Source organism: Streptomyces sp. NPDC059247, from assembly GCF_042754005.1.
GTDB lineage: Bacteria > Actinomycetota > Actinomycetes > Streptomycetales > Streptomycetaceae > Streptomyces.
The window spans coordinates 123464-146398 of the sequence record NZ_JBHYZW010000004.1; the positions used below are offsets into that span (position 1 = coordinate 123464).

General features: G+C 73.3%; 15 protein-coding genes. 10 read left to right on the forward strand and 5 right to left on the reverse strand.

Going from position 1 to position 22935, the window contains the following annotated elements; genetic code table 11:
* The first annotated feature begins 373 nt into the window (after positions 1–373).
* The 3 genes from ACFXGN_RS10500 (at position 374) to ACFXGN_RS10510 (ending at position 4679) form a co-directional block, all read left to right on the forward strand.
* Positions 374–2398: a M4 family metallopeptidase gene (locus tag ACFXGN_RS10500; protein WP_384856168.1), complete on the forward strand. Its 2025-nt coding sequence runs from the start codon at positions 374–376 to the stop codon at positions 2396–2398.
* A gap of 87 nt (positions 2399–2485) precedes the next feature.
* Complete coding sequence (locus ACFXGN_RS10505) at positions 2486–3142, forward strand: response regulator (RefSeq protein ID WP_384856171.1); 657 nt, start codon at positions 2486–2488, stop codon at positions 3140–3142.
* On the forward strand, positions 3135–4679 hold the full coding sequence (locus ACFXGN_RS10510) for a sensor histidine kinase (RefSeq protein ID WP_384856173.1): 1545 nt from the start codon (positions 3135–3137) through the stop codon (positions 4677–4679). Before ACFXGN_RS10505 ends, ACFXGN_RS10510 begins: the two co-directional genes overlap by 8 nt.
* 36 nt (positions 4680–4715) lie before the next feature.
* On the opposite strand, the gene glgP is transcribed toward ACFXGN_RS10510, so the two are convergent.
* Positions 4716–7271 (reverse strand): alpha-glucan family phosphorylase, encoded by a 2556-nt coding sequence (gene glgP, locus ACFXGN_RS10515; protein ID WP_384856176.1) that lies wholly within the window; start codon positions 7269–7271, stop codon positions 4716–4718.
* Between the two features lie 766 nt (positions 7272–8037).
* On the opposite strand from glgP, the gene ACFXGN_RS10520 reads away from it, so the two are divergent.
* The 5 genes from ACFXGN_RS10520 to ACFXGN_RS10540 all read left to right on the forward strand — a co-directional run bounded on the left by ACFXGN_RS10520 (position 8038) and on the right by ACFXGN_RS10540 (position 17197).
* Positions 8038–10023: an alpha-1,4-glucan--maltose-1-phosphate maltosyltransferase gene (locus tag ACFXGN_RS10520; protein ID WP_384856179.1), complete on the forward strand. Its 1986-nt coding sequence runs from the start codon at positions 8038–8040 to the stop codon at positions 10021–10023.
* Positions 10020–11714: a maltose alpha-D-glucosyltransferase gene (gene treS / locus ACFXGN_RS10525; protein ID WP_384856182.1), complete on the forward strand. Its 1695-nt coding sequence runs from the start codon at positions 10020–10022 to the stop codon at positions 11712–11714. Before ACFXGN_RS10520 ends, treS begins: the two co-directional genes overlap by 4 nt.
* A 232-nt stretch (positions 11715–11946) precedes the next feature.
* The gene (locus ACFXGN_RS10530) at positions 11947–13296 is read left to right on the forward strand and encodes a maltokinase (RefSeq protein WP_384856185.1); all 1350 of its coding nucleotides are present in this window, start codon (positions 11947–11949) and stop codon (positions 13294–13296) included.
* A 460-nt stretch (positions 13297–13756) separates the two neighbouring features.
* Entirely contained in the window at positions 13757–16018 is a 2262-nt protein-coding gene (gene glgB, locus ACFXGN_RS10535) for a 1,4-alpha-glucan branching enzyme (protein WP_384856188.1), read from the forward strand.
* A gap of 288 nt (positions 16019–16306) precedes the next feature.
* Positions 16307–17197, forward strand: coding sequence for a ScbA/BarX family gamma-butyrolactone biosynthesis protein (locus tag ACFXGN_RS10540; protein WP_384856192.1), 891 nt, complete (start codon positions 16307–16309; stop codon positions 17195–17197).
* On the opposite strand, the gene ACFXGN_RS10545 is transcribed toward ACFXGN_RS10540, so the two are convergent.
* The 4 genes from ACFXGN_RS10545 to ACFXGN_RS10560 all read right to left on the reverse strand — a co-directional run bounded on the left by ACFXGN_RS10545 (position 17172) and on the right by ACFXGN_RS10560 (position 21080).
* Positions 17172–19415, reverse strand: coding sequence for a HelD family protein (locus ACFXGN_RS10545; protein WP_384856194.1), 2244 nt, complete (start codon positions 19413–19415; stop codon positions 17172–17174). The genes ACFXGN_RS10540 and ACFXGN_RS10545 overlap by 26 nt on opposite strands.
* Positions 19416–19618: 203 nt before the next feature.
* Positions 19619–19957, reverse strand: coding sequence for a thioredoxin family protein (locus ACFXGN_RS10550; protein WP_384856196.1), 339 nt, complete (start codon positions 19955–19957; stop codon positions 19619–19621).
* Positions 19954–20391 carry a MerR family transcriptional regulator gene (locus ACFXGN_RS10555; protein ID WP_384856199.1) on the reverse strand — a complete coding sequence of 146 codons (438 nt, stop codon included), beginning with the start codon at positions 20389–20391 and terminating at the stop codon, positions 19954–19956. Before ACFXGN_RS10555 ends, ACFXGN_RS10550 begins: the two co-directional genes overlap by 4 nt.
* A 161-nt stretch (positions 20392–20552) precedes the next feature.
* Positions 20553–21080 (reverse strand): Lrp/AsnC family transcriptional regulator, encoded by a 528-nt coding sequence (locus tag ACFXGN_RS10560; protein ID WP_384856202.1) that lies wholly within the window; start codon positions 21078–21080, stop codon positions 20553–20555.
* A 67-nt stretch (positions 21081–21147) separates the two neighbouring features.
* Here ACFXGN_RS10560 and ACFXGN_RS10565 point away from each other — a divergent pair, with 67 nt between their 5' ends.
* Together ACFXGN_RS10565 and ACFXGN_RS10570 are read left to right on the forward strand one after the other, a co-directional pair.
* Positions 21148–22047 carry an NAD-dependent epimerase/dehydratase family protein gene (locus ACFXGN_RS10565; RefSeq protein WP_384856205.1) on the forward strand — a complete coding sequence of 300 codons (900 nt, stop codon included), beginning with the start codon at positions 21148–21150 and terminating at the stop codon, positions 22045–22047.
* Positions 22047–22928: an aldo/keto reductase gene (locus ACFXGN_RS10570; RefSeq protein WP_384856207.1), complete on the forward strand. Its 882-nt coding sequence runs from the start codon at positions 22047–22049 to the stop codon at positions 22926–22928. The genes ACFXGN_RS10565 and ACFXGN_RS10570 overlap by 1 nt, the downstream gene beginning before the upstream one ends.
* Positions 22929–22935: the final 7 nt, after the last annotated feature.

Here is a 22935-nt window from a genome sequence, read left to right on the forward strand (position 1 = left end):
CGAACCCATCGGGTCGGACCCGCCCGGGAGCGGCTCCCCCGAGGGGCGGCCGACGCCCCCGTCTCGTTCTGTGGACAGGCCTCACACACCCGCGCCCACCAACGCCCGACGGTGACGTGTCCATGATCGACGAAACGTCCGCTTAATGAACACAGCCGTACGGGCAGCGAACGATTTCCGGTCAAGTTGCCGACGCGGTCATGACAGGTCCCCGTCATTCCTGACACTCTCTCCCCGGCTCACCTCGTACCACCGTTCGCAGCTTCACCCGAACGGGCTCCGCGTCACAAGAACGTGCTCCACAGCTCTGCTTGCTCCGCCCGGACGGGCGCAACCCAGTCCGCCGGTACCCCCCTCGCAAGAAGGAGTCTGCGTGAGATCCACGCCCAGCCGTCGCGCCACCGCGACCGGCGCCCTGATCGCCGCCGCCGCCATGCTCTCCATGGGCTTCCAGACGGGCGCCGCCACCGCGGCGGACAGCCCCCTGGGCATCGCCCCCAAGGCCCAGCAGGGCGGCCAGGCCGATCCCGGCAAGCTCCCCGCCGACCTCTCCCCCGCCCAGCGCACCGCGCTCATCAAAGCGGCGGACGCGGACAAGGCCGCCAAGGCCAAGGAGATCGGCCTCGGCGCCCAGGAGAAGCTGGTCGTCCGGGACATCGTCCAGGACAGGGACGGCACCACCCACACCCGCTACGAGCGGACCTACGCGGGACTGCCCGTCCTCGGCGGTGACCTGATCGTCGCCGAGTCCAAGGCCGGCGCCACCACCGGTGTCACCAAGTCCTCCCGCGCGGAGCTCAAGAACATCGCCACCACGGCCACGGTCGCCCCGGCCGCCGCCGAGAAGCAGGCCGTCGGCCTCGCCAAGGCGGACGGCGCCGACAAGGCCTCGGCCGCCGCCCCCCGCAAGGTCGTCTGGGCCGCCCAGGGCACCCCCGTCCTCGCGTACGAGACCGTCGTCGGCGGCTTCCAGCCGGACGGCACCCCGAACGAGCTGCACGTGGTGACCGACGCCAAGACCGGCGCCAAGCTCTTCGAGTGGCAGGGCGTCGAGAACGGCACCGGCAACACGCAGTACAGCGGCACCGTCACCCTCGGCACCGCGCCCTCGTACTCGCTGACCGACACCGGCCGGGGCAACCACAAGACGTACAACCTCAACGGTGGTTCGTCCGGCACCGGCACCCTCTTCACCAACACCACCGACACCTGGGGCAACGGTCTCCCCGCCAACAAGGAGACCGCGGGCGCCGACGCGCACTTCGGTGCCGCGCTCACCTGGGACTACTACAAGAACGTGCAGGGCCGCACCGGCATCCGCGGTGACGGCGTCGGCGCGTACTCCCGGGTCCACTACGGCAACGCGTACATCAACGCGTTCTGGCAGGACAGCTGCTTCTGCATGACGTACGGCGACGGCGCGGGCAACGCCAAGCCGCTCACGTCCATCGACGTGGCCGCCCACGAGATGACCCACGGCGTCACCGCCGCCACCGCCAACCTGACCTACAGCGGCGAGTCCGGCGGCCTCAACGAGGCCACCTCCGACATCTTCGCCGCGGCCGTCGAGTTCTACGCCAACAACGCGCAGGACCAGGGCGACTACCTCGTCGGCGAGAAGATCGACATCAACAGCAACGGCACCCCGCTCCGCTACATGGACAAGCCGAGCAAGGACGGCTCGTCCAAGGACGCGTGGTACTCCGGCATCGGTTCGATCGACGTCCACTACTCCTCGGGCCCGGCGAACCACTTCTACTACCTGCTCTCCGAGGGCAGCGGCACCAAGACCATCAACGGCGTCACCTACAACTCGCCGACCTCCGACGGCCTGCCCGTCACCGGCATCGGCCGGGACAAGGCCTCGCTGATCTGGTTCAAGGCGCTCACCACCAAGTTCGGCTCCTCGACCAACTACGCCGGAGCCCGCACGGGCACCGTCGCGGTGGCCACCGAGCTGTACGGCGCCGGCAGCCCCGAGGTCACGGCCGTCGAGAACGCCTGGGCCGGCATCAACGTCGGTCCGCGCCCCGGCGGCAACCCGCCCACCGGCAAGGTCTTCGAGAACGCCGCCGACGTGTCCATCCCGGACAACGGCGTCGCGGTGACCTCCTCCCTGACCGTCTCCGGCGTCGCGGGCAACGCCCCGGCCAACCTCGCCGTCGGCGTGGACGTCGTCCACACCTGGCGCGGTGACCTGATCGTCGACCTCATCGCCCCCGACGGCACGGTCTACAACCTGGCCAACCGGACCGGCGGCAGCGCCGACAACATCCAGGAGACCTTCACCGTCGACGCCTCCTCCGAGGTCGCCAACGGTGTCTGGAAGCTCCGCGCCCAGGACAAGGCAGCCGCGGACACCGGCTACATCAACGGCTTCAAGCTGACCTTCCCGTAAGCCAGGGAACGACGCCTGAAAGCATCCGACGGACGCCCCGGGGGCTCGATCCCCCGGGGCGTCCGCCCGTCTGCGTAGGGTTGCCGCATGATCAAGGTGCTGCTTGCCGACGACGAGACGATGATCAGGGCCGGTGTCCGGGCCATCCTCGCCACCGACCCCGGGATCGAGGTGGTCGCCGAGGCGGGGGACGGCCGCGAGGCCGTCGAGCTGGCCCGCGAGCACCGGCCCGACGTCGCCCTCCTCGACATCCGGATGCCCCGGCTCGACGGACTCGACGCCGCCGAGGAACTCCGCCGGGTCGTGCCGGAGACCGCCGTCGTCATGCTCACCACCTTCTCCGAGGACGCCTTCGTCGCCCGCGCCCTCGGCTGCGGCGTCAGCGGCTTCCTGCTCAAGTCCGGCGACCCGCGCGAGCTGATCGCCGGGGTCCGCGCCGTGGCCGGGGGCGGCGCCGCCCTCTCCCCCAGCGTCGCCCGCCGGGTCATCGACACCCTCGGCGGCGAACGGTTCGCCCGCGCCGCGCGGGCACGGGCCCGCCTCGAACCGCTCACCGGCCGGGAGCGCGAGGTCGTCGCCCTGCTCGGCGCCGGACTGTCCAACCAGGAGATCGCCGAGCGCCTCTACGTCGTCGAAGGCACCGTCAAGGCCCATGTCAGCGCCGTCCTCGGACGGCTCGGCCTGCGCAACCGGGTCCAGCTCGCGGTCCTCGCCCACGAGGCCGGACTGGTGCCCGATGCCTGAGGACCGGCCCGAACGCCTCCGGGAACACCTCTTCGACCTGCTCCTGTGGCTGCTGCTCTGCGTACCGGTCCTGCTGAAGTCGGACCCGGACGACGGCGGGAGCTGGACGCTCGTCGCCGTCGGCGTCGCCGTCCTCGGAGGCTGTGTCGCGGTGAGCCGCCGGTGGCCGCTGCTCGCGCTCGCCGTCGTCGTCGCGGCCAGCCTCCCCGCCTCCCTGGAACTGTTCACCCCCTCGTACAGCCTGGCCCTGATCGCCTTCGGCTACCTCGCCGGACGGCGGCAGGAGCACACCCGGGCCGCGCTCTGGCTGTTCGGCGCGGTCGCGGCCGTCGGACTGCTCCTCACCCGGCTCACCCACACCTCCCTCGGCCAGTGGTTCACCCTGCTGCTGGCCCTGGCGCTCGCCGTCGTCGCGCCCTGGCTGATCGGCCGGTACGTCCGCCAGTACGACCGGCTGGTCCGCAGCGGCTGGGAGCTGGCGGACCGGATGGAACGGGAACAGGCGGCCGTCGCCGACCGCGAGCGGCTGCGCGAGCGGTCCCGGATCGCCGGGGACATGCACGACTCCCTCGGCCACGACCTGGCCCTGATCGCGATCCGCGCGGGCGCCCTGGAGGTCTCCCCCGAGCTGGGGCCCGACCAGCAGCGGGCGGCGGGCGAACTGCGGCGGGCGGCGGCGGACGCCACGGCCCGGCTGCGGGACATCATCGGGGTGCTCCGCGAGGAGGACCCCACCGCCCCCACCACCAGCCCGCCCGGCGAGACCGTCGAGGAACTGGCCGCCCGCGCCCGCGCCTCCGGACTCGCCGTCACCGTCGACGCCACCCCCGTGCCCACCCTGCCGGGGATGTCCGGCCTCGCCCTGCACCGGGTGGTGCAGGAGGGGCTGACCAACGCGGCCAAGCACGCACCGGGCGCGCCCGTCACGGTCTCCGTGACCCCGGACCCGGCGAACGTCCGGGTCCGGGTGGTCAACGGCCCCGGGCCGGACGGCGGCGGCCCCGGCGGGCGGGACGCGTCCGGCGGTACGGGCCTGGTCGGCCTCGACGAACGGGTCCGGCTGGCGGGCGGCAGGCTCGCCCACCGGGCCACCGAGGACGGCGGTTTCCTGCTGGAGGCCGTACTGCCCCGGCGTCCTCCCGCGCCGCTGCCCGCCGCGCCGACCTCGGCGCGGGAGCTGGACCGGGCCCGCCGCGAGGTCCGCAGGGGCCTGGTGCGGGCGGTGTGGATCCCGCTGGCCCTGCTCGCCGCCCTCGGCCTGCTGATGGCGGGGGTCGCCCTGTGGACGCAGGCCCGGTCCTATCTGGAGCCGGAGGACTACGCCCGGATGCGGATCGGGATGTCCCCGGCGCAGCTCGCCGAGGTCTCCGACGACCTGCCCGAGCATCCGCTGGACAAGCCGCCGCGGGGCGTCCCGCCGGAACCTCCCGGTATGCACGAGTGCCGGTACTACCGGGCCACGATGCTCGCCGCGATCCCGGTGTACCGGCTGTGCTTCGTCGACGGCCACCTCGCCGCCAAGGCCGAGGTCCCCTGACCCCGCCGCCCGGCGCCCCCGGGCGGACGGTCCGGGCTACCGCAGCAGCACCCCCGCCCCCTCGACCGGGGTCTCCTCCGGGAGGGCCGTCAGGCCCAGTTCGGCGGGGTGGGCGAGGAGGGGGTGGGACGGGCGGACGCGGACCGTGCAGCCGAAGGTGCCGGTGCGGTCCAGTTCCAGGGTGCCCGCGTAGGGCCGGCCGCCGTCCAGGTCCGGGCCGCCCGCCGGTTTCAGCGGGACCGTACGGGTCTCGGTGAGGGTGTCGTCGGCGTCGACGCGGCCGGTGACGGCCCGCACCTCGACGTCGTCCGGGCCGAGGTCGCCGAGCCGCACCCGGGCCCGGACGACCGGGGTGGCGCCCAGCTCCGCGTCGGTCGGCTCGTCGTCGAGCCCGTCGCCGACCTCGACGCGGTCGACGCCCACCCCGGGCCAGCCCGCCCTGACCCGCGCCTTCCAGGACGCGAGGTCCCGCGCCCGGTCCGGGGTGAGCGCCCGGCGGGCGGCGGCGGCGGGCGCGTAGAGCCGCTCGACGTACTCGGTGACCATCCGGTCGGCGAGCACCTTCGGGCCGAGGTCCGCGAGGGTGCGGCGGACCATCGCCGTCCATCCGGCCGGGACGCCGTCGGGGCCCCGGTCGTAGAAGCGGGGGGCGACCCGGCGCTCGATCAGCTCGTAGAGCGCGGCGGCCTCCAGGTCGTCGCGGCGCTCCTCGTCGTCGGCGGCGGCGCCGTCGGCGGTGGGGATGGCCCAGCCGAAGTCCGGCTCGAACCACTCGTCCCACCAGCCGTCCAGGACGGACAGGTTGAGGCAGCCGTTGAGCGCGGCCTTCATGCCGCTGGTGCCGCAGGCCTCCAGCGGGCGCAGCGGGTTGTTCAGCCAGACGTCGCAGCCGGGGTAGAGGCCCCGGGCCATCGCCATGCCGTAGTCGGGCAGGAAGACGATCCGGTGCCGTACCCGGGGGTCGTCGGCGAACCGGACGAGTTCCCGCACGAGCCGCTTCCCGCCGTCGTCGGCGGGGTGCGCCTTGCCCGCGACGACGAGCTGCACGGGCCGCTCGGGGTGCAGGAGCAGTGCCCGCAGCCGGTCGGGGTCGCGGAGCATCAGGGTGAGCCGTTTGTACGAGGGGACGCGGCGGGCGAAGCCGATGGTGAGGACGTCGGGGTCGAGGACGGACTCGGTCCAGCCGAGTTCGGCGGCGGCGGCGCCGCGCTGCCGCCAGGAGGCCCGCAGCCGTTCCCGTACGTCGGTGACGAGCCGTTCGCGCAGGGTGCGGCGCAGCTCCCACAGGGCGCGGTCGGTGGGGTCGGGGCCGAGGCGGCCGACCTCGGGGGCGACCCAGGTGGGGGCGTGGACGCCGTTGGTGACGGAGGTGATCGGGACCTCGTCGGTGTCGAAGCCGGGCCAGAGTCCGGCGAACATGTCCCGGCTGACGGCGCCGTGGAGGGTGGAGACGCCGTTGGCGCGCTGGGCCAGGCGCAGGCCCATGGCGGCCATGTTGAAGACGCCGGGGTCGCCGCCGAGGGGGGTCTCGTCGCCGAGGGCGAGGATCCGGGCGGTGTCGACGCCGGGCAGGGCGGCGTCCTCGCCGAGGTGGCGGGCGACGAGGGGGCGGTCGAAGCGGTCGATGCCCGCCGGGACGGGGGTGTGGGTGGTGAAGACGGTTCCGGCCCGGACGGTCTCCAGGGCGGCGTCGAAGTCGAGTCCCTCGCCCTGGAGTTCACGGATGCGTTCGAGTCCGAGGAAGCCCGCGTGGCCCTCGTTGGTGTGGAAGACCTCGGGGGCGGGGGTGCCGGTGAGGCGGCAGTACGTCCGGACGGCGCGGACCCCGCCGATGCCGAGGAGCATCTCCTGGAGCAGCCGGTGTTCGCTGCCGCCGCCGTACAGCCGGTCGGTGACGCCCCGTTCGCCGGGGGCGTTCTCCTCGACGTCGGAGTCGAGCATGAGGAGCGGGACGCGGCCGACCCGGGCGATCCAGAGGTGGGCGTGCAGGCTGCGTCCGCCGGGCAGGGCGAGGGTGGTCCTGGCGGGGGTGCCGTCGGTCTCGCGGAGCAGGCTGACGGGCAGTTCGCCGGGGTCGAGGACCGGGTAGTGCTCCTGCTGCCAGCCGTCGCGGCCGAGGGACTGGCGGAAGTAGCCGTGGCGGTAGAGCAGTCCGACGCCGATCAGCGGGACGCCGAGGTCGCTGGCGGCCTTGAGGTGGTCGCCCGCGAGGATGCCGAGGCCGCCGGAGTACTGGGGCAGGGCGGCGGCGACGCCGAACTCGGGGGAGAAGTAGGCGACGGAGGCGGGCCCCTCCCCGGTCCGGCGCTGGTACCAGCGGGGGGCTTCCAGATAGGCGGCGAGGTCGTCGGCGGCGGCCCGCAGCCGGGCGAGGAAGTCCCCGTCGGCGGCGAGGGCGGCGAGCCGGGGGGCTTCGAGGGCGCCGAGGATCCGGGCGGGGTCGGCGCCCGGGACGCCGTCGGGGGCGAGGGAGTCGAAGAGGGAGCGGGTGGGTTCGTGCCAGGACCAGCGCAGGTTGTGCGCGAGGTCCGTGAGGGGTCGGAGGGTGTCGGGGAGGACGGGACGCACGGTGAATCGACGGATTGCCTTCACGGTTCCACCTTCGCAGGCGACCACGGAGCGGAGCGGGCGCACCACGCTGTGCGTCCTTCCGTTCCGTCCGGGGCGTCCTTCCCCGTTCCGTCCGGGCGTCCTCCCGTTCCGTCCGGGGCGTCCTCCCGTTTCGTCCGGGGTGTCCCCGGCGGCCTCCGGGCGGGGCCCGGCTCGGGGTGCGTACGACGAGCCGGATCCGGCCGTCTTCGGGCGGGGTCCGGTCCGGCCGTCCGGCCCGGGGAGGGTGCCGGGGGTGGCCGGGACGCGCCCCTCCGTGGCGGGCGGCGGCGGTCCGGCGCCGGGGGCGGGGCACCGGCGGAGGTCCCGGGGGGCCGCCCCCGGGCCGGTCGGGGAGCGGGCGGGGACCCCGCCGGTCGGGGAGCGGGGCGCGGCCGGGAGGCTCCGGGCGGGGCCGGGGGCGGGGCCGGGCGGTGCGGGCGGGACCGTCCCGCGCCGTCCGGGCGCGGGGCCGGATTCCCCGGGCCGCGGGGGCGGATTCTTTGTCCGGGTCGCGCCCTTGTCGTCCCGGCTACGTACCCGTAGTTAACAAAGCTCCCGGATTGCCCTCGCGCGTTCCGGGGGAAGGCTCCTCTGCGAACCCCTCGTCCTCTTCCCGTGATCTCCGTTCATCCCTCTGAACAAGCCGTCCGAGTGAACGCGGACGGGAGCGGCCATGCCCTCGACCCGGCGGCCGTATACGGAGCTAGAAAGAGCGCACCACCACCCGCACCCCCGTAAACCGTCAGGTGATGCTGTGAATCCGCTCATGGGACGCATTCCCGTACTGGACGTACGCCCCCTGGTCGACTGTGGCCGACGACCCGCGAAGGCGGTGGCCGGAGAGACCTTCGAGGTGACGGCGACCGTCTTCCGCGAGGGCCACGACGCGGTCGCCGCCAATGTCGTGCTGCGCGGCCCCTCGGGCCGGCCCGGCCCCTGGACGCCGATGCGCGAGCTGGCCGAGGGCACCGACCGGTGGGGGGCGGAGGTCACCCCGGACGCCGAGGGTCCCTGGACGTACACGGTCGAGGCCTGGAGCGATCCGGTGGCGACCTGGCGGCACACGGCGGGGATCAAGATCCCGGCCGGGATCGACTCCGAGCTGGTCCTCGCCGAGGGCGCCGAGCTGCACGAGCGGGCCGCGAAGGGCGTCCCGAAGAAGGGCGGCGGGCGGGAGGCGGTGCTCGCGGCGGCGGACGCGCTGCGGGATCCGTCCCGGCCCGCGGCGGCCCGGCTCGCGGCGGCCCTCGCGCCCCGGGTGACCGGGGTCCTCGACCGGCATCCGCTGCGCGAACTGCTGTCCTGCTCACCGGCGTTGCCGCTCCGGGTGGAGCGCGAGCGGGCGCTCTTCGGTTCCTGGTACGAGTTCTTCCCGCGCTCGGAGGGGGTGCGCGAGGTCCGGGGCCGTACGGTGCCGGGGAACTTCCGCACGGCGGCGGAGCGGCTTCCGGCGGTGGCCGCGATGGGCTTCGACGTGGTGTACCTGCCGCCGGTGCATCCGATCGGCGAGACCCACCGCAAGGGCCCGAACAACTCCCTCTCGGCGGCGCCGCACGACGTGGGGGTGCCGTGGGCGATCGGTTCGCCGGAGGGCGGGCACGACGCGCTCCACCCGGATCTGGGGACCTTCGAGGACTTCGACGCCTTCGTGGCGCGGGCGCGGGAGCTGCGGCTGGAGATCGCGCTGGACTTCGCGCTCCAGTGCTCGCCGGACCATCCGTGGGTGGAGAAGCACCCGGAGTGGTTCCACCACCGGCCGGACGGTTCGATCGCGTACGCGGAGAACCCTCCGAAGAAGTACCAGGACATCTATCCGATCGCGTTCGACAAGGACATGGACGGGATCGTCGCGGAGACCGTGCGGGTGCTGCGGTTCTGGATGGACCGGGGCATCCGGATCTTCCGGGTGGACAATCCGCACACGAAGCCGGTGGTGTTCTGGGAGCGGGTGATCGGCGAGGTCAACCGGGCCGATCCGGACGTGATCTTCCTGGCGGAGGCGTTCACCCGGCCCGCGATGATGCGGGCGCTCGGCGCGGTCGGCTTCCAGCAGTCGTACACGTACTTCACCTGGCGCGACACCAAGGAGGAGCTGACGGAGTACCTGACGGAGCTGTCCGGGGAGACGGCGGCGCTGATGCGGCCGAACTTCTTCGTGAACACCCCGGACATCCTGCCGTCCGGTCTCCGGGGGGCCGGGCGGCCCGCGTTCGAGGCGCGGGCGGTACTCGCGGCGACGCTCTCGCCCTCGTGGGGCATGTACGCCGGGTACGAGCTGTGCGAGAACACCGCGCTGCGGGACGGCAGCGAGGAGTACCTGGACTCGGAGAAGTACCAACTGAGGCCACGCGACTGGGAGTCGGCGGAGCGGGCGGGGGCGACGATCACCCCGCTCATCACGGCTCTCAACCGGATCAGACGTCGTCACCCGGCGCTGCGCAGGCTGCGGAACCTGTCGTTCCATGACACGGACAACCCGCAGGTGATCGCGTACAGCAAGCGTTCGGGTTCGAACACCGTTCTGGTGGTCGTCAACCTCGACCCTCACCACACCCAGGAGGCGACGCTCTCGTTGGACATGCCGGTGCTCGGCCTCGACTGGCACGAGACCGTGCCGGTGCGCGACGAGCTCACCGGCGAGACCTATCACTGGGGCAGGGCCAGCTACGTGCGCCTGCAACCGGGCGTCACGCCCGCGCACGTCCTCGTCCTGCGACCGTCCCCGCAGACCGGAGGGTCACCCACATCATGACTGTCAACGAGCCCGTCCCCGACACCTTCGAGGACACCCCCGCCAAGGACCGCGATCCCGACTGGTTCAAGCGGGCCGTCTTCTACGAGGTCCTCGTCCGCTCCTTCCAGGACAGCAACGGGGACGGTGTCGGCGATCTGAAGGGCATCACGTCCCGGCTGGACTATCTCCAGTGGCTGGGCGTGGACTGCCTCTGGCTGCCGCCTTTCTTCAAGTCCCCGCTGCGGGACGGCGGTTACGACGTCGCCGATCACACCTCGGTGCTGCCCGAGTTCGGCGACCTGGCGGACTTCGTGGAGTTCGTCGACGCGGCGCACCAGCGCGGGATGCGCGTGGTCATCGACTTCGTGATGAACCACACGAGCGACCAGCACGAGTGGTTCCAGGAGTCGCGGAGCGACCCGGACGGCCCGTACGGCGACTACTACGTCTGGGCGGACGACGACAAGCGGTACCCGGACGCCCGGATCATCTTCGTCGACACCGAGACGTCCAACTGGACCTTCGACCCGGTCCGCAAGCAGTACTACTGGCACCGGTTCTTCTCGCACCAGCCCGACCTCAACTACGAGAACCCGGCGGTGCAGGAGGAGATCCTGTCGGCGCTCAAGTTCTGGCTGGACCTCGGGATCGACGGCTTCCGGCTGGACGCGGTGCCGTACCTGTACCAGCAGGAGGGCACCAACTGCGAGAACCTCCCCGCCACCCACGCCTTCCTCAAGCGGGTGCGCAAGGAGATCGACGACCACTACCCGGACACGGTGCTGCTCGCCGAGGCCAACCAGTGGCCCGAGGACGTCGTCGACTACTTCGGCGACTTCCGCTCGGGCGGCGACGAGTGCCACATGGCCTTCCACTTCCCGGTCATGCCGAGGATCTTCATGGCCGTGCGGCGCGAGTCGCGCCATCCGGTCTCCGAGATCCTGGCGAAGACCCCGGAGATCCCCTCCGGCTGCCAGTGGGGCATCTTCCTGCGGAACCACGACGAGCTGACCCTCGAAATGGTCACCGACGAAGAGCGCGACTACATGTACGCCGAGTACGCCAAGGACCCGCGGATGCGGGCCAACATCGGCATCCGGCGGCGGCTCGCCCCGCTCCTCGACAACGACCGCAAGCAGATGGAGCTGTTCACCGCGCTGCTCTTCTCGCTGCCGGGCTCGCCGGTGCTCTACTACGGCGACGAGATCGGCATGGGCGACAACATCTGGCTGGGCGACCGGGACGGGGTGCGGACCCCGATGCAGTGGACCCCCGACCGGAACGCGGGCTTCTCCTCCTGCGACCCCGGACGCCTCTACCTTCCGGCCATCATGGACCCGGTCCACGGCTACCAGGTGACCAATGTCGAGGCGGGCACGGCGTCGCCGTCCTCGCTGCTCCACTGGACGAAGCGGATGATCGACGTCCGCAAGCAGAACCGGGCCTTCGGCACCGGCGCGTACACCGAACTCCCGGCGTCCAACCCCGCGGTGCTGGCCTTCCTCCGCGAGGAGGGCGACGACCTCGTCCTCTGCGTGAACAACTTCTCGCGGTCCGCGCAGCCCACCGAGCTGGACCTGAGCGGCTTCGACGGCGCCCAGCCGGTGGAGCTGATCGGCGGGGTGACGTTCCCGGCCATCGGCCGCCTGCCGTACCTGCTGACCCTTGCGGGGCACGGCTTCTACTGGTTCCGTCTCAAGAGGGGCTGACCGCCCGCCTGTTCGGATTCCTCCGGGTGGGACGGTTTCCCCCGTCCCACTCCGGGCACTGTGAAACACACACGATCCGGGTCCATCCGGGCCTTCCCGCCGGACCCGTACGGATCTTCCCCTTCCGACACGTCCCGCACATCCGGACAGCCCCAGCCGCCATCCGGGACAATCTGCGCATTTGAACCCATATGACAGTCATCTGCGCGCCCCGGGGAAAGGACGCGATGCCATGCCGGAGACCGCATCCACCACCCGGGCCCCGGACGCCCTCCTCCCCTCCCTCACCCCCCTGCTCCATGAATGGCTGCCCCGGCAGCGCTGGTTCGCGGGCAAGGGCCGCCAGGTCACCGGATTCGGCCTGGAAGCGGCCACCGAGCTGCTGCCCCTGGACGGCTCGGGCCCCGGGCTCCTCCATCTGCTCCTCCGGGTCGAACAGCCGGGCCGCCCCGCCGGATCGCCCGCCGACTGCTACCAACTCCTCCTGGGCGTGCGGCCCCAACTGCCGCCCCGGCTCGCCCCCGCCCTGATCGGACGGCTCCGGCAGGGCCCGCTCGCCGGACGCGCGGTCTACGAGGGGCTGCGCGACCCGCGCCTCGCCGGACTCCTCTACGAGCGGCTGCGCACCCCGGGCCGGACCGGCCCCCTGCGGTTCCACGCCACCACCGCGCTGCCGCCCGCGCCCGCCCCCCGGATGCTCGACGCCGAGCAGTCCAACTCCTCCCTGGTGTACGGGGACGCGTACATCCTGAAGATCTTCCGCCGGGTCAGCCCGGGGGCCAACCCCGACCTGGAACTCCCGCTCGCCCTCGCCGGGGCGGGCTGCGCCCGGGTCCCGGCGCCGGTCGCCTGGTTCGAGACCGGAGCCGCGACCCTCGGCGTCCTCCAGCCCTATCTGCGCGACTCCCGCGACGGCTGGCGGCTCGCCCTCGACGCGCTCGCCGACGGCCGGGCGTTCACCACCGAGGCGCGGGCCCTGGGCCGGGCCACCGCCGAGGTGCACCTCGCCCTCGCGGACGCGCTGCCCACCCGGCGGCTCCAGCGCGCCGAGACGGAGCAGCTGGCCGCCGCGATGGCCCGCAGGCTGCACACGGCGGCGCAGGCGGTCCCGGCGCTCCTGCCGTACGTACCGGCCCTGCGGGCGGTCTTCGCGGCGGCGGGCGGCGCGACCGGCGGCGGCACGCTCCAGCGCGTCCACGGCGACCTGCACCTGGGCCAGACCCTGCGGGGCTCCGACGGCGGCTGGGCCGTCATCGACTTCGAGGGCGAGCCCGCGAAGCCGCTGGACGAGCGGCGCAGCCCGCAGCCCGCCGTCCGCGACGTCGCCGGGATGCTCCGCTCCTTCGACTACGCGGCCCGCACCCACCGGCCCTGGCGGGCGGACTGGGCGACCCGCTGCCGGGCGGCCTTCTGCACCGGCTACGCGCAGACGGCGGGCGTCGACCCGCGCGCCGACCCCGCGCTGCTGCGCGCCTACGAGACGGACAAGGCGGTGTACGAGGTGGTGTACGAGGCCCGGCACCGCCCGGACTGGCTCCCGGTCCCGATGTCCGCGATCGAACGCCTCGCGGCCACCCGGTGACGTGCGCGGATCCGGCACCGACCGCCGCGCCCCGTCCGGCGCGGCACCGGCCCGGCGGGCCGCCCCGTTCGGACCAGCGTTCGGGGCCGCCGGACCGCTCCGGCCTGCGGGAACCCCGCCCGCCCCCGTTCGGCGGAGTGTCCCGCCCGCACCGGGCACCGTTGCCGGTCCGTACCCCGAACCCTCTGGGCATCCCCCGCCCCACTCAGCTCTCCGGCCCTGCCCGTACCGCCTGGATCTCTCGTGTCTCCGGCCCTGCCGGTACCGCCTGAACCGCTCACCTCTCCGGCCCCGCCGGTATCGCCTGAACCGCTCAGCTCTCCGGCTCTGCACGTACCACCTGAATCTCTCGTATCTCCGGCACCTCACACATCCCCTGACCCACCCCCCTCACGCGTCTCTCTCCTCTTCTTCCATCACACCCGTCACATCTCCCCCCCGTATCCCAGGAGGCATCCCGGTGACCGCCCGCCCCGCAGGCAAGACGGCCCGCAGCACCACGTCCCCCGCCGCTCCCCCGGCGCCCCGGCCCGCGCCGCCGCTCGACCCGGGCGACCGGGCGCGGCTGCTCGCGGGTGAGCACCACGACCCGCACGGCGTGCTGGGCGCCCACCGGATCCGGGGCGGGGTGGTGGTCCGGGTGCTCCGCCCGTGGGCGAAGGAGGTGACCGTCCTCACCAAGGGCAGGCGGGTCCCGCTCGCGGACGAGGGCGACGGGCTCTTCTCGGGGGTGCTGCCGCTGCTGCGCAAGGTGCCCGCGTACGAGCTGCGGGTGCGGTACGACGGGCCGGAGGAGCTGGTCGCGGACGACCCGTACCGCTTCCTGCCCTCGCTGGGCGAGCTCGACCTGCATCTGATCGGGGAGGGGCGGCACGAGGAGCTGTGGACAGCGCTGGGCTCCCGGGTCATGACCCACGGCGGGGTGGCCGGGACCCGGTTCGCGGTGTGGGCGCCGAACGCGCGGGGGGTGCGCGTCACCGGTGACTTCACGCACTGGGACGGCACGGCCCTGCCGATGCGCTCGCTGGGCTCGACGGGGGTGTGGGAGCTGTTCGTGCCGGGGGTCGGCGAGGGCGCGCTCTACAAGTACGACATCACCCGGCCGGACGGGACGCACACGGTACGGGCGGACCCGATGGCCCGCCGCACCGAATGCCCCCCGGCCACGGCGTCGGTCGTGACCGCGTCCCACTACGTCTGGGAGGACGCGGAGTGGATGGCGCGGCGCGGGGCGCGCCCGCACCACGAGGCGCCGCTGTCGGTGTACGAGGTGCACCTGCCGTCCTGGCGGCCGGGGCTGGACTACCGGCAGCTCGCGGAGCAACTGCCCGCGTACGTGCGGGACCTGGGCTTCACCCATGTGGAGCTGATGCCGGTGACCGAGCATCCGTTCGGCGGTTCGTGGGGCTACCAGGTCACCGGGTTCTACGCGCCGACGGCCCGCATGGGCACCCCGGACGACTTCAGGTTCCTGGTGGACGCGCTGCACCGGGCGGGCGTCGGGGTCCTGATGGACTGGGTCCCGGCGCACTTCCCGAAGGACGACTGGGCCCTCGCGGAGTTCGACGGGCGTCCGCTGTACGAGCACCCGGACCCGCGCCGCTCGCACCATCCGGACTGGGGGACGCTGGAGTTCGACTACGGCCGCAAGGAGGTGCGGAACTTCCTGGTGGCCAACGCGGTGTACTGGTGCCAGGAGTTCCACATCGACGGGCTGCGGGTGGACGCGGTGGCGTCGATGCTCTACCTGGACTACTCGCGGGAGTACGGCGAGTGGCTGCCCAACGAGCACGGCGGGCGGGAGAACCCGGACGCGGTGGCGTTCCTCCAGGAGATGAACGCGACCGTGTACCGGCGCTGCCCGGGGATCGTGACGTTCGCGGAGGAGTCCACCGCCTGGGACGGGGTGACCCGGGCGACGGACCAGGTGGGTCCCGGCGGCTTCGGCGGTCTGGGCTTCGGCATGAAGTGGAACATGGGGTGGATGCACGACTCGCTGGAGTACGTGCGGAAGGAGCCGGTGCACCGGAAGTACCACCACCACGAGATGACCTTCTCGATGGTGTACGCGTACAGCGAGAACTACATCCTGCCGATCTCGCACGACGAGGTGGTGCACGGCAAGCGGTCCCTGGTGTCGAAGATGCCGGGCGACTGGTGGCAGCAGCGCGCCGACCTCCGCGCCTATCTGGGCTTCATGTGGGCCCATCCCGGCAAGCAACTGCTGTACATGGGGCAGGAGTTCGCGCAGGGCGCGGAGTGGTCGGCGGACCACGGCCCCGACTGGTGGCTGCTCGATCCGGCGTACGGGGCGGAGCCCGACCACCGGGGGGTGCGGGACCTGGTCCGGGACCTGAACACGGTGTACGCGGCGACCCCGGCGCTCTGGGAGCGGGACACCGTCCCGGAGGGTTTCCGGTGGGTGGTGGGGGACGCGGCGGAGGACAACGTGTTCGCGTTCCTGCGCTTCGACGGCTCCGGTCTGCCGCTGCTCGCGGTGTCGAACTTCTCGCCGGTGGTGCGGCACGAGTACCGGCTCGGGGTGCCGGAGTCCGTGGTCGCCTGGTCGGAGGTGCTGAACACGGACGACGCCCGGTACGGCGGGAGCGACGTGGTGGGACGGGACCCGCTGAAGGCGGAGTCCGTGCCGCACCACGGGTGGAGCACCAGCGTCCGGACGACGCTGCCGCCGCTCGCGACGGTGTGGCTGCGACCGGCCTGAGGAGCACGGGGCCCGGGGCCGGGGCGAGCGGCTCCGGCGCCGGGCGGGCGGGGGCCGGGCCGGACGGGGGCCGTCTCCGGCCCTGTCTCCGGCCCCGCCTGAGGTCCCGTCCGCGACCCCGTCCGCGGCCCTGACTCCGGCTCGGCCCCGCGTGAGCAATCGAGGCCGGACGCAGGGTAGTTGATGTTCGATCAGTTGATCGTTCATTCGTTCGGACATCCAGGGTCCTGTTCGACTATCTTCACTCATCGGATCTTTTCGAGGGATCCAGATGAGCGGGGACACACCATGCGGAAGACCGTGGAGCGGCCCCTGTCGCCGCAGCTCTGCCACCGGGTGCGCCACGAGGACACCTTCCCCGTCGAGTGGCGCCCGCTCGCCGGGGAGGCGCGCTTCGCGGTCCGGGCCGTCTGGCCCGACGACCACCCGTTCTTCGCCCCGCTGGACCGGGGCGGCCGTCGGTGCCACGACCCGCTGCTCGTCGCCGAGACCCTGCGGCAGGCCACCATGGCCCTGCTGCACGCCGCCCACGGGATGCCGCTGTCCCGCCGCATCCTGCTCAGCGAACTGTCCCTCACCTGCGACCCGGCGGGCCTCGCCGTCACCGGCGGGGCCGCCGACATGGAGATCAGGTTCGCCGAACTCCTCCGGCGCGGCGGCGAACTGGCCGTGATGCGGGCGGAGTGGACCGTACGGCGCACCGACCGGCTGCTGGCGACCGGCACCGCCCACGCCCGGTTCGCCGGGCCCGCCGCCTACCGCAGACTGCGCGGCGGGCACGTCGAACCCGGCGTGGCGCGCCCCGGCCCGGAGAGCCGCCGGGCACCGGCCGGCCGCACCGGCCGGACCAGGACGGAGGACGTGCTCCTCGCCCCCCGGGGCCGGGACGGGACGTGGCGGCTCGTCGTCGACACCGGCCACCCCACCCTCTTCCAGCGGCCCAACGACCACATACCGGGGATGCTCGTCCTCGAAGCCGCCCGGCAGGCCGCCGCCGCCACCGTCTGGCCCCGCCCCTTCCTGCCCGCCGCGCTGCGGATCGTCTTCCACCGGTACGCCGAGTTCCGGGGCGGCCCCTGTCTGCTCGGGGCGGAGCCCGGCAGGACACCGGGGACGGTCCGGGTCACCGGCCATCAGGACGGGGAGCCGCTGTTCAGCTGTGCGCTGCGGGACGGATGACCCCGAGGCGCTGGGTCGCCCGGGTCAGCGCCACGTACAGGTCGTTGACGCCGTGCGCGGCGCCCGCGACGATCCCCTCCGGGTCCACCACCAGGACCGTGTCGAACTCCAGGCCCTTCGCCTGCCGGGGGTCGAGCAGGACGACCGGCCGGGTGAGGTCGGGGGCCGGACCGTGCGCCGCGTCCGGCACCGCGGCGGCCAGCGCGGGGAGCAGCTCCGGCGGGGCGACGACCGCGATCCTGCCCTCGCCGGGCCGCTCGGCCGCCACCGCGGCGGCGGTCTCCGCGACCGGGTCGGCGACCGTGCGGTCCCAGGGCTCGACGCCGGTCGACCGTACCGAGCGGGGCGGCTCGAAGCCGGGGTCGGCGGCCCGCCGCGCCTCCGCGGCGACCGCCATGATCTCGGCGGGGGTGCGGTAGTTGACCCCGAGGCGCACCAGTTCCCAGCGGTCCTCCACATGGGGGGCGAGGATGTCCTGCCAGCTCCCGACGCCCGCCGGGTCGCCGGTCTGGGCGGGGTCGCCGACCAGCGTCATGGAGCGGCTGGGGCTGCGGCGCATCAGCAGGCGCCAGGCCATCGCGGAGAGTTCCTGGGCCTCGTCGACGATGATGTGCCCGAAGGCCCAGGTCCGGTCGGCGGCGGCGCGTTCGGCGGCGGTGCGGTGGTCGGTCTCCTCGTGCCGCTCCGCGAACCGCTCGGCGTCGATGACGTCGTGCGCGGAGAGCACCTCTGAGGCGTCCTTGTCCTGTTCCTCCTTGTCCTCGAACTCATAGGTCCGGGAGGCGTAGGAGACGTCGAGGACGCCCTGCGCGTACTGGATCCGCTTCTGCCGTTCGGCCTCCTCTGCGGCGCGGGCGGGCGAGTCGTCCTCGCCGAGGAGTTCGGCCGCCTCGTCGAGCAGCGGCACGTCGGCGGGGGTCCAGGGGCCGCCGTCGCGCCAGATCGCCCCGGCGTCCGCCCCGGGCAGATGGGTGGGGTCGGCCAGGTAGCCGGTGAGGAACTCCTCCGGGGTGAGCGCGGGCCACAGCTCCTCGATCGCCCTGTGGACGTCGGGGTTGGCGGCGATGCCCTTGGCGAGCAGCGCGATGTCGTCGGGGCCGAGGAAGTTGGGGCCGCCGTAGGGGTCGGCGCCGATGCGGTCGGCGAGCTGCGCGGCGAGCGCGTCCAGGACGCGGAAGACGAAGTAGGGGCGGGCCAGGTTGTGCGGGAGGGCCGTCTCGCGGGCCTTGTGGCGGGCCTCCAGGGCCGTGTCCCAGTCGATGACGAGGTCGCCGTCCTCGTGCGGGACGACGAGGGGCGCCCCGCGCCCGGGGACCCGCTGGCGGTCGCGCACGGCTCGGGCGAGCGCCCCGGCCATGGCGGCGGAGCCCTTCACGGCGGCGGCGCGGGGGGTGTCGGTGCCGGTGGCGCGGACGCCGGGGAAGAGTTCGGCGGGGGTGGCGAGGAGGACGCCGGTCTCGCCGAGGGAGGGCAGCACGTTGCCGATGTAGCCGAGGAAGGCGGGGTTGGGTCCGACGATGAGGACGGCCCGGCGGGCGAGCTGCTCCCGGTGGGCGTAGAGGAGGTACGCGGCCCGGTGCAGCGCCACGGCGGTCTTGCCGGTGCCGGGGCCGCCCTCGACGACGAGGACGCCCCGGTGCGGGGAGCGGATGATGGCGTCCTGTTCGGCCTGGATGGTCTGCACGATGTCGTGCATCCGTCCGGTGCGGGCCGCGTCGAGGGAGGCGAGCAGCACCTCGTCGGCGTCCCGGCTCTCGTGCCCGGTGCGGGTGGCGTCGGCGAGGTCGAGGACCTCGTCGTGGAGGGTGGTGACGGTACGGCCCCGGGTGCCGATGTGGCGGCGGCGGGACAGGCCCATCGGTTCGTACCCGGTGGCGAGGTAGAAGGGGCGGGCGGCCTCGGCGCGCCAGTCGACCACGAGCGGGGTGCGCTCGGGATCGTCCTCGCGGATGCCGAGGCGGCCGATGTGGTGGTCGCGGCCGTCCCGGAAGACGAGACGGCCGAAGCAGAGCCCGCTCTCGCCCGCGTCGAACGCGGCGAGGAGCCCGGACTGCTCGGCGACGAGCACGTCCCGTTCCAGTCGGCCCTGGCTGCTCCCGGACCCGGGGGTGCGCAGGGCGCGGGCGACGGCGGCCCCGGCCACGTCCCGCAGGACGTCGAGCCGTGCGTAGAGATCGGTGATGAATTGCTGCTCTTTCCGAAATTCCTCGGTTGACAATTCGACTCCCGGCGCGATACAGTACGTTTATTGAACTTCTCCGCGTTTTCGGCATGTCCGGACACGGAATCCATTAATATACGCGAAGAAATACCCCGACCGCCATTCCGGTCGGGGTATTTCCGTATGTCCCGCGAAAAAGCACGCGCACCGCCGGGGAACGCGCCGCCCGGGGAGGACGCCCGCCGGGCGCTCCGGCCGGGTCAGCCGAGCACGTCCGCCAGTTCTTCCAGGAGGCGGCGCTTCGGCCGGGCTCCCACGAGGGACTTCACCGGCTCGCCCGCCCGGAACAGCAGCATCGTCGGGGTGGCGAGCACCCCGTACCGCAGGGTGGTCTCCGGGTTGCGGTCCACGTCGATCTCCACGATCCGCAGCCGGTCCGCCTCCTCCGCCGCGATCGCGCCCAGCACCGGCTTCAGCTGTCGGCACGGGCCGCACCACCCGGCGGTGAACTTCACCAGGACCGGCCGCGCGGACTCCAGGACCTCCGCCCGGAAGTCCGTGTCCGTGACCTCGGCCACGCCCTCCGCGTACGTCGTCATCGCCGTTCTCCCTCCGTCGCCGGGGCCCGCCGGGGGCCCTCCGCCGTCACCAGTTCGCACCGGGGCTCCGGGCCGTGCGGCAGTTCCGCCTCGGCCCGCAGCAGTTGGGCGCCCACCTCCGCGCGCACCGCGAGGAGCCGTTCGACCAGTCCGTCCAGCTCGGCGATCTTGCGCCGGTAGACGGCGATCGACGCCGGGCAGGAGTCGCCCGCCGGATGGCCCGCGCGCAGGCAGTCCACGAACGGCCGGGTCTCCTCCAGGTCGAACCCGAAGGCCCGCAGGGTCCTGATCTCCCGCAGCAGCCGCAGGTCGGCCTCGTCGTAGGTGCGGTGGCCCCGCTCCGTACGCCGGGCGGTCAGGAGCCCCCGGGACTCGTAGTACCGCAGGGTCCGCGTGGTCGTCCCGGCCCGTTCGGCCAGCTCTCCGATGCGCATGTCCCCGACGGTATGCCTTGACGTCGACGTCAGGGCAAGCCCGCGTCGGCCCGGGACCGCCGACCCGGGACGCAAGACCGCCGCCGGGGAGGCCGGTCCGGCCCGGGACCGGTCCCGTACGGCAGCCGGTCCCGTACGGGTGGTCAGTTCCGCGCGGGTGGTCAGTTCCGCGCGGGTGGCGGGAGGAGCGGCTTGCGGACCACCGGGGAGGACAGGACGATCGAGGTGGTCGTCCGGCCGAGGGCCGAGGTCTGCTCCAGCACGTCCTCCAGATGGACGGTGTCGGTGACGGCGACCTTGATGATCCAGCAGTCCTCGCCCACCACGTGGTGCACCTCCAGGACCTCGGGCCGCGCGGTCAGCTCCAGGGTCCTCGGGTGCCTCAGGGTGTAGCCGCCGTGCGGATCGACCCGGATGAAGGCCTGGATGCCGTAGCCGAGCCGGGACGGGGAGACATGGGCGCCGTAGCCGGTGACCGCGCCGCTCGCTTCGAGGCGCCGGACGCGCTCGGTGACGGCGGCGGGGCTGAGCCGGACCCGCCGCCCCAGCTCGCTCAGTTTGATCCGGCCGTCGCTCTGGAGGACGTCCAGGATCTGCCGGTCGACGGCGTCGAAGGAGGCCGCCGAGGTTTCGTCGGCGAGAAGACGCGAAGGCCGTGGTTCCTTCGGTACGGCGGCCTGGACTCCCATTTTTCCCCCTTCAGACGGCGGAGAATCAACGTAACACTTGTCCTGCGAGACAAGGGAGTTGGTATTCATGGACATTCTGGTCATCGGCGGGAACCGCTATTTCGGAAAGCGGCTCATCGCCCTGCTGCGGGGCTCCGGACACCGGATCACCGTGCTCAACCGGGGCTCCTCGGGCACCCCCGGAGAAGTCGAACACCTCATCGCCGACCGCGACGACGAGAAGGCGCTGGAGACCGCGCTCGCGGGCCGCTCCTTCGACGTCGTCGTGGACCAGGTCTGCTACACCCCGCGCCAGGCGGAGATCGCCCGACGGGTCTTCGCGGCCCGCACCCGGCGTTACGTCATGACCTCCACGGTGATGGTGTACGAGTACGAGGACTCCGCCGACCCGGTCCCCGAGGACGCCCTCGACCTGTCCGCCGTCACCGTGGACAGCGAACTGCCCTGGTACGACCAGGAGTTCCGGGACGCCCACTACGGGGAAGGCAAGCGGCAGGCCGAGGCGGTCTTCGCGGCCGACCCGCCCTTCGCCTGGACCTCGGTACGGGTGGCCCACGTCCTCGGCGGCGACGACGACTTCACCGGCCGCCTCGACCACTACGTGCGACGGGTCCGGGCGGGCGAGCCGATCACCGTCCCGGCGGTCAACCACCCGGCGACCTACGTGTACGTCGAGGAGATCGCCGACTTCCTCGCCTGGACCGTCACCGGCGACTTCACCGGCCCGGTCAACGCCCGCTCCCACGGCCCGCTCACCACCGCCGACCTCTGCGCGGAGATAGAGAAGCAGGTCGGCGGCCGGACCGTCTTCCACCCGGTGGAGGTCGGCGAGGTCTCGCCGTTCTCCTTCGACCGCGCGTACAGCATGGACAACTCCCGTGCCACCGCGCTCGGTTACTCCTTCTCCCACTCCTCCGACTGGCTCGCGGGGGCCGTCGCCGAGACCCTCGGCGCACAGGCCGGCTGATGCGCTACCGCCTGCTGGGGGACGTCCGGGTCGGGGCCGTCGGGCTCGGCACCATGCCGCTCTCCATCGAGGGCGGGCCCGGCGTGGCACGGGCCCTGGCCACCGTGCACGCCGCCCTCGACGCCGGGGTGACCCTGCTCGACACGGCCGACTCCTACCACCCGCCGGGCGGCGCGCCCGGCGAGGGCGAACTGCTCGTGGCCCGCGCCCTCGCCTCGTACGGCGGCCGGACCGACGACGTCCTCGTCGCCACCAAGGGCGGCCGGGGCCGTAGCCCCGACGGCGGCTGGACCGTCGACGGACGCCCGGAGCACCTGCGCCGGGCCGCCGAGGGCTCGGCCCGGCGGCTCGGCCGCACCCCCCTCGGCCTCTACCAGTTGCACAGGCCCGACCCGGCCGTCCCGTACGCCGAATCGCTCGGCGCGCTCAGGGAACTCCTCGACGCGGGCACGGTCCGGCTCGCGGGCGTCTCGAACGTGGACACCGCGCAGATCCTGCTCGCCCGCGAGATCCTCGGCGACCGGCTGGTCTCCGTGCAGAACCGCTACTCCCCCGAGGTCCGCACCGGCGGCGCCGAGCTGCGGCTCTGCGCGGAACTCGGCCTCGCGTACCTGCCGTGGAGCCCGCTGGGCGGCATCTCCCGCAGCTCCCTCGACGGGACGTCCGCGCGGGAGGAGGACCCCCGCTGCGGCGCCTTCCACCGGGTGGCCCGGGAGCGCGGGACCAGCCCGCAGCGGGTGGCCCTCGCCTGGCTGCTGACCCGCCCGGGGACGGTCCTGCCGATCCCCGGCGCGAGCCGCCCGGAATCGGCCCGCGACTCCGCCGCGGCGGCGGACCTCGCGCTGACCCGGGAGGAGGTGACGGCCCTGGACGGCCCGTGAGGCGCCC

What these genes read in the sequence shown, in the direction of transcription:
- ACFXGN_RS10505 (WP_384856171.1), top strand. Translation starts at nt 2,486, where the DNA reads ATGATCAAGGTGCTGCTTGCCGACGACGAGACGATGATCAGGGCCGGT.
- ACFXGN_RS10510 (WP_384856173.1), top strand. Translation starts at nt 3,135, where the DNA reads ATGCCTGAGGACCGGCCCGAACGCCTCCGGGAACACCTCTTCGACCTG.
- ACFXGN_RS10520 (WP_384856179.1), top strand. Translation starts at nt 8,038, where the DNA reads ATGGGACGCATTCCCGTACTGGACGTACGCCCCCTGGTCGACTGTGGC.
- treS (WP_384856182.1), top strand. Translation starts at nt 10,020, where the DNA reads ATGACTGTCAACGAGCCCGTCCCCGACACCTTCGAGGACACCCCCGCC.
- ACFXGN_RS10530 (WP_384856185.1), top strand. Translation starts at nt 11,947, where the DNA reads ATGCCGGAGACCGCATCCACCACCCGGGCCCCGGACGCCCTCCTCCCC.
- ACFXGN_RS10540 (WP_384856192.1), top strand. Translation starts at nt 16,307, where the DNA reads ATGCGGAAGACCGTGGAGCGGCCCCTGTCGCCGCAGCTCTGCCACCGG.
- ACFXGN_RS10550 (WP_384856196.1), bottom strand. Translation starts at nt 19,957, where the DNA reads ATGACGACGTACGCGGAGGGCGTGGCCGAGGTCACGGACACGGACTTC.
- ACFXGN_RS10555 (WP_384856199.1), bottom strand. Translation starts at nt 20,391, where the DNA reads ATGCGCATCGGAGAGCTGGCCGAACGGGCCGGGACGACCACGCGGACC.
- ACFXGN_RS10560 (WP_384856202.1), bottom strand. Translation starts at nt 21,080, where the DNA reads ATGGGAGTCCAGGCCGCCGTACCGAAGGAACCACGGCCTTCGCGTCTT.
- ACFXGN_RS10565 (WP_384856205.1), top strand. Translation starts at nt 21,148, where the DNA reads ATGGACATTCTGGTCATCGGCGGGAACCGCTATTTCGGAAAGCGGCTC.
- ACFXGN_RS10570 (WP_384856207.1), top strand. Translation starts at nt 22,047, where the DNA reads ATGCGCTACCGCCTGCTGGGGGACGTCCGGGTCGGGGCCGTCGGGCTC.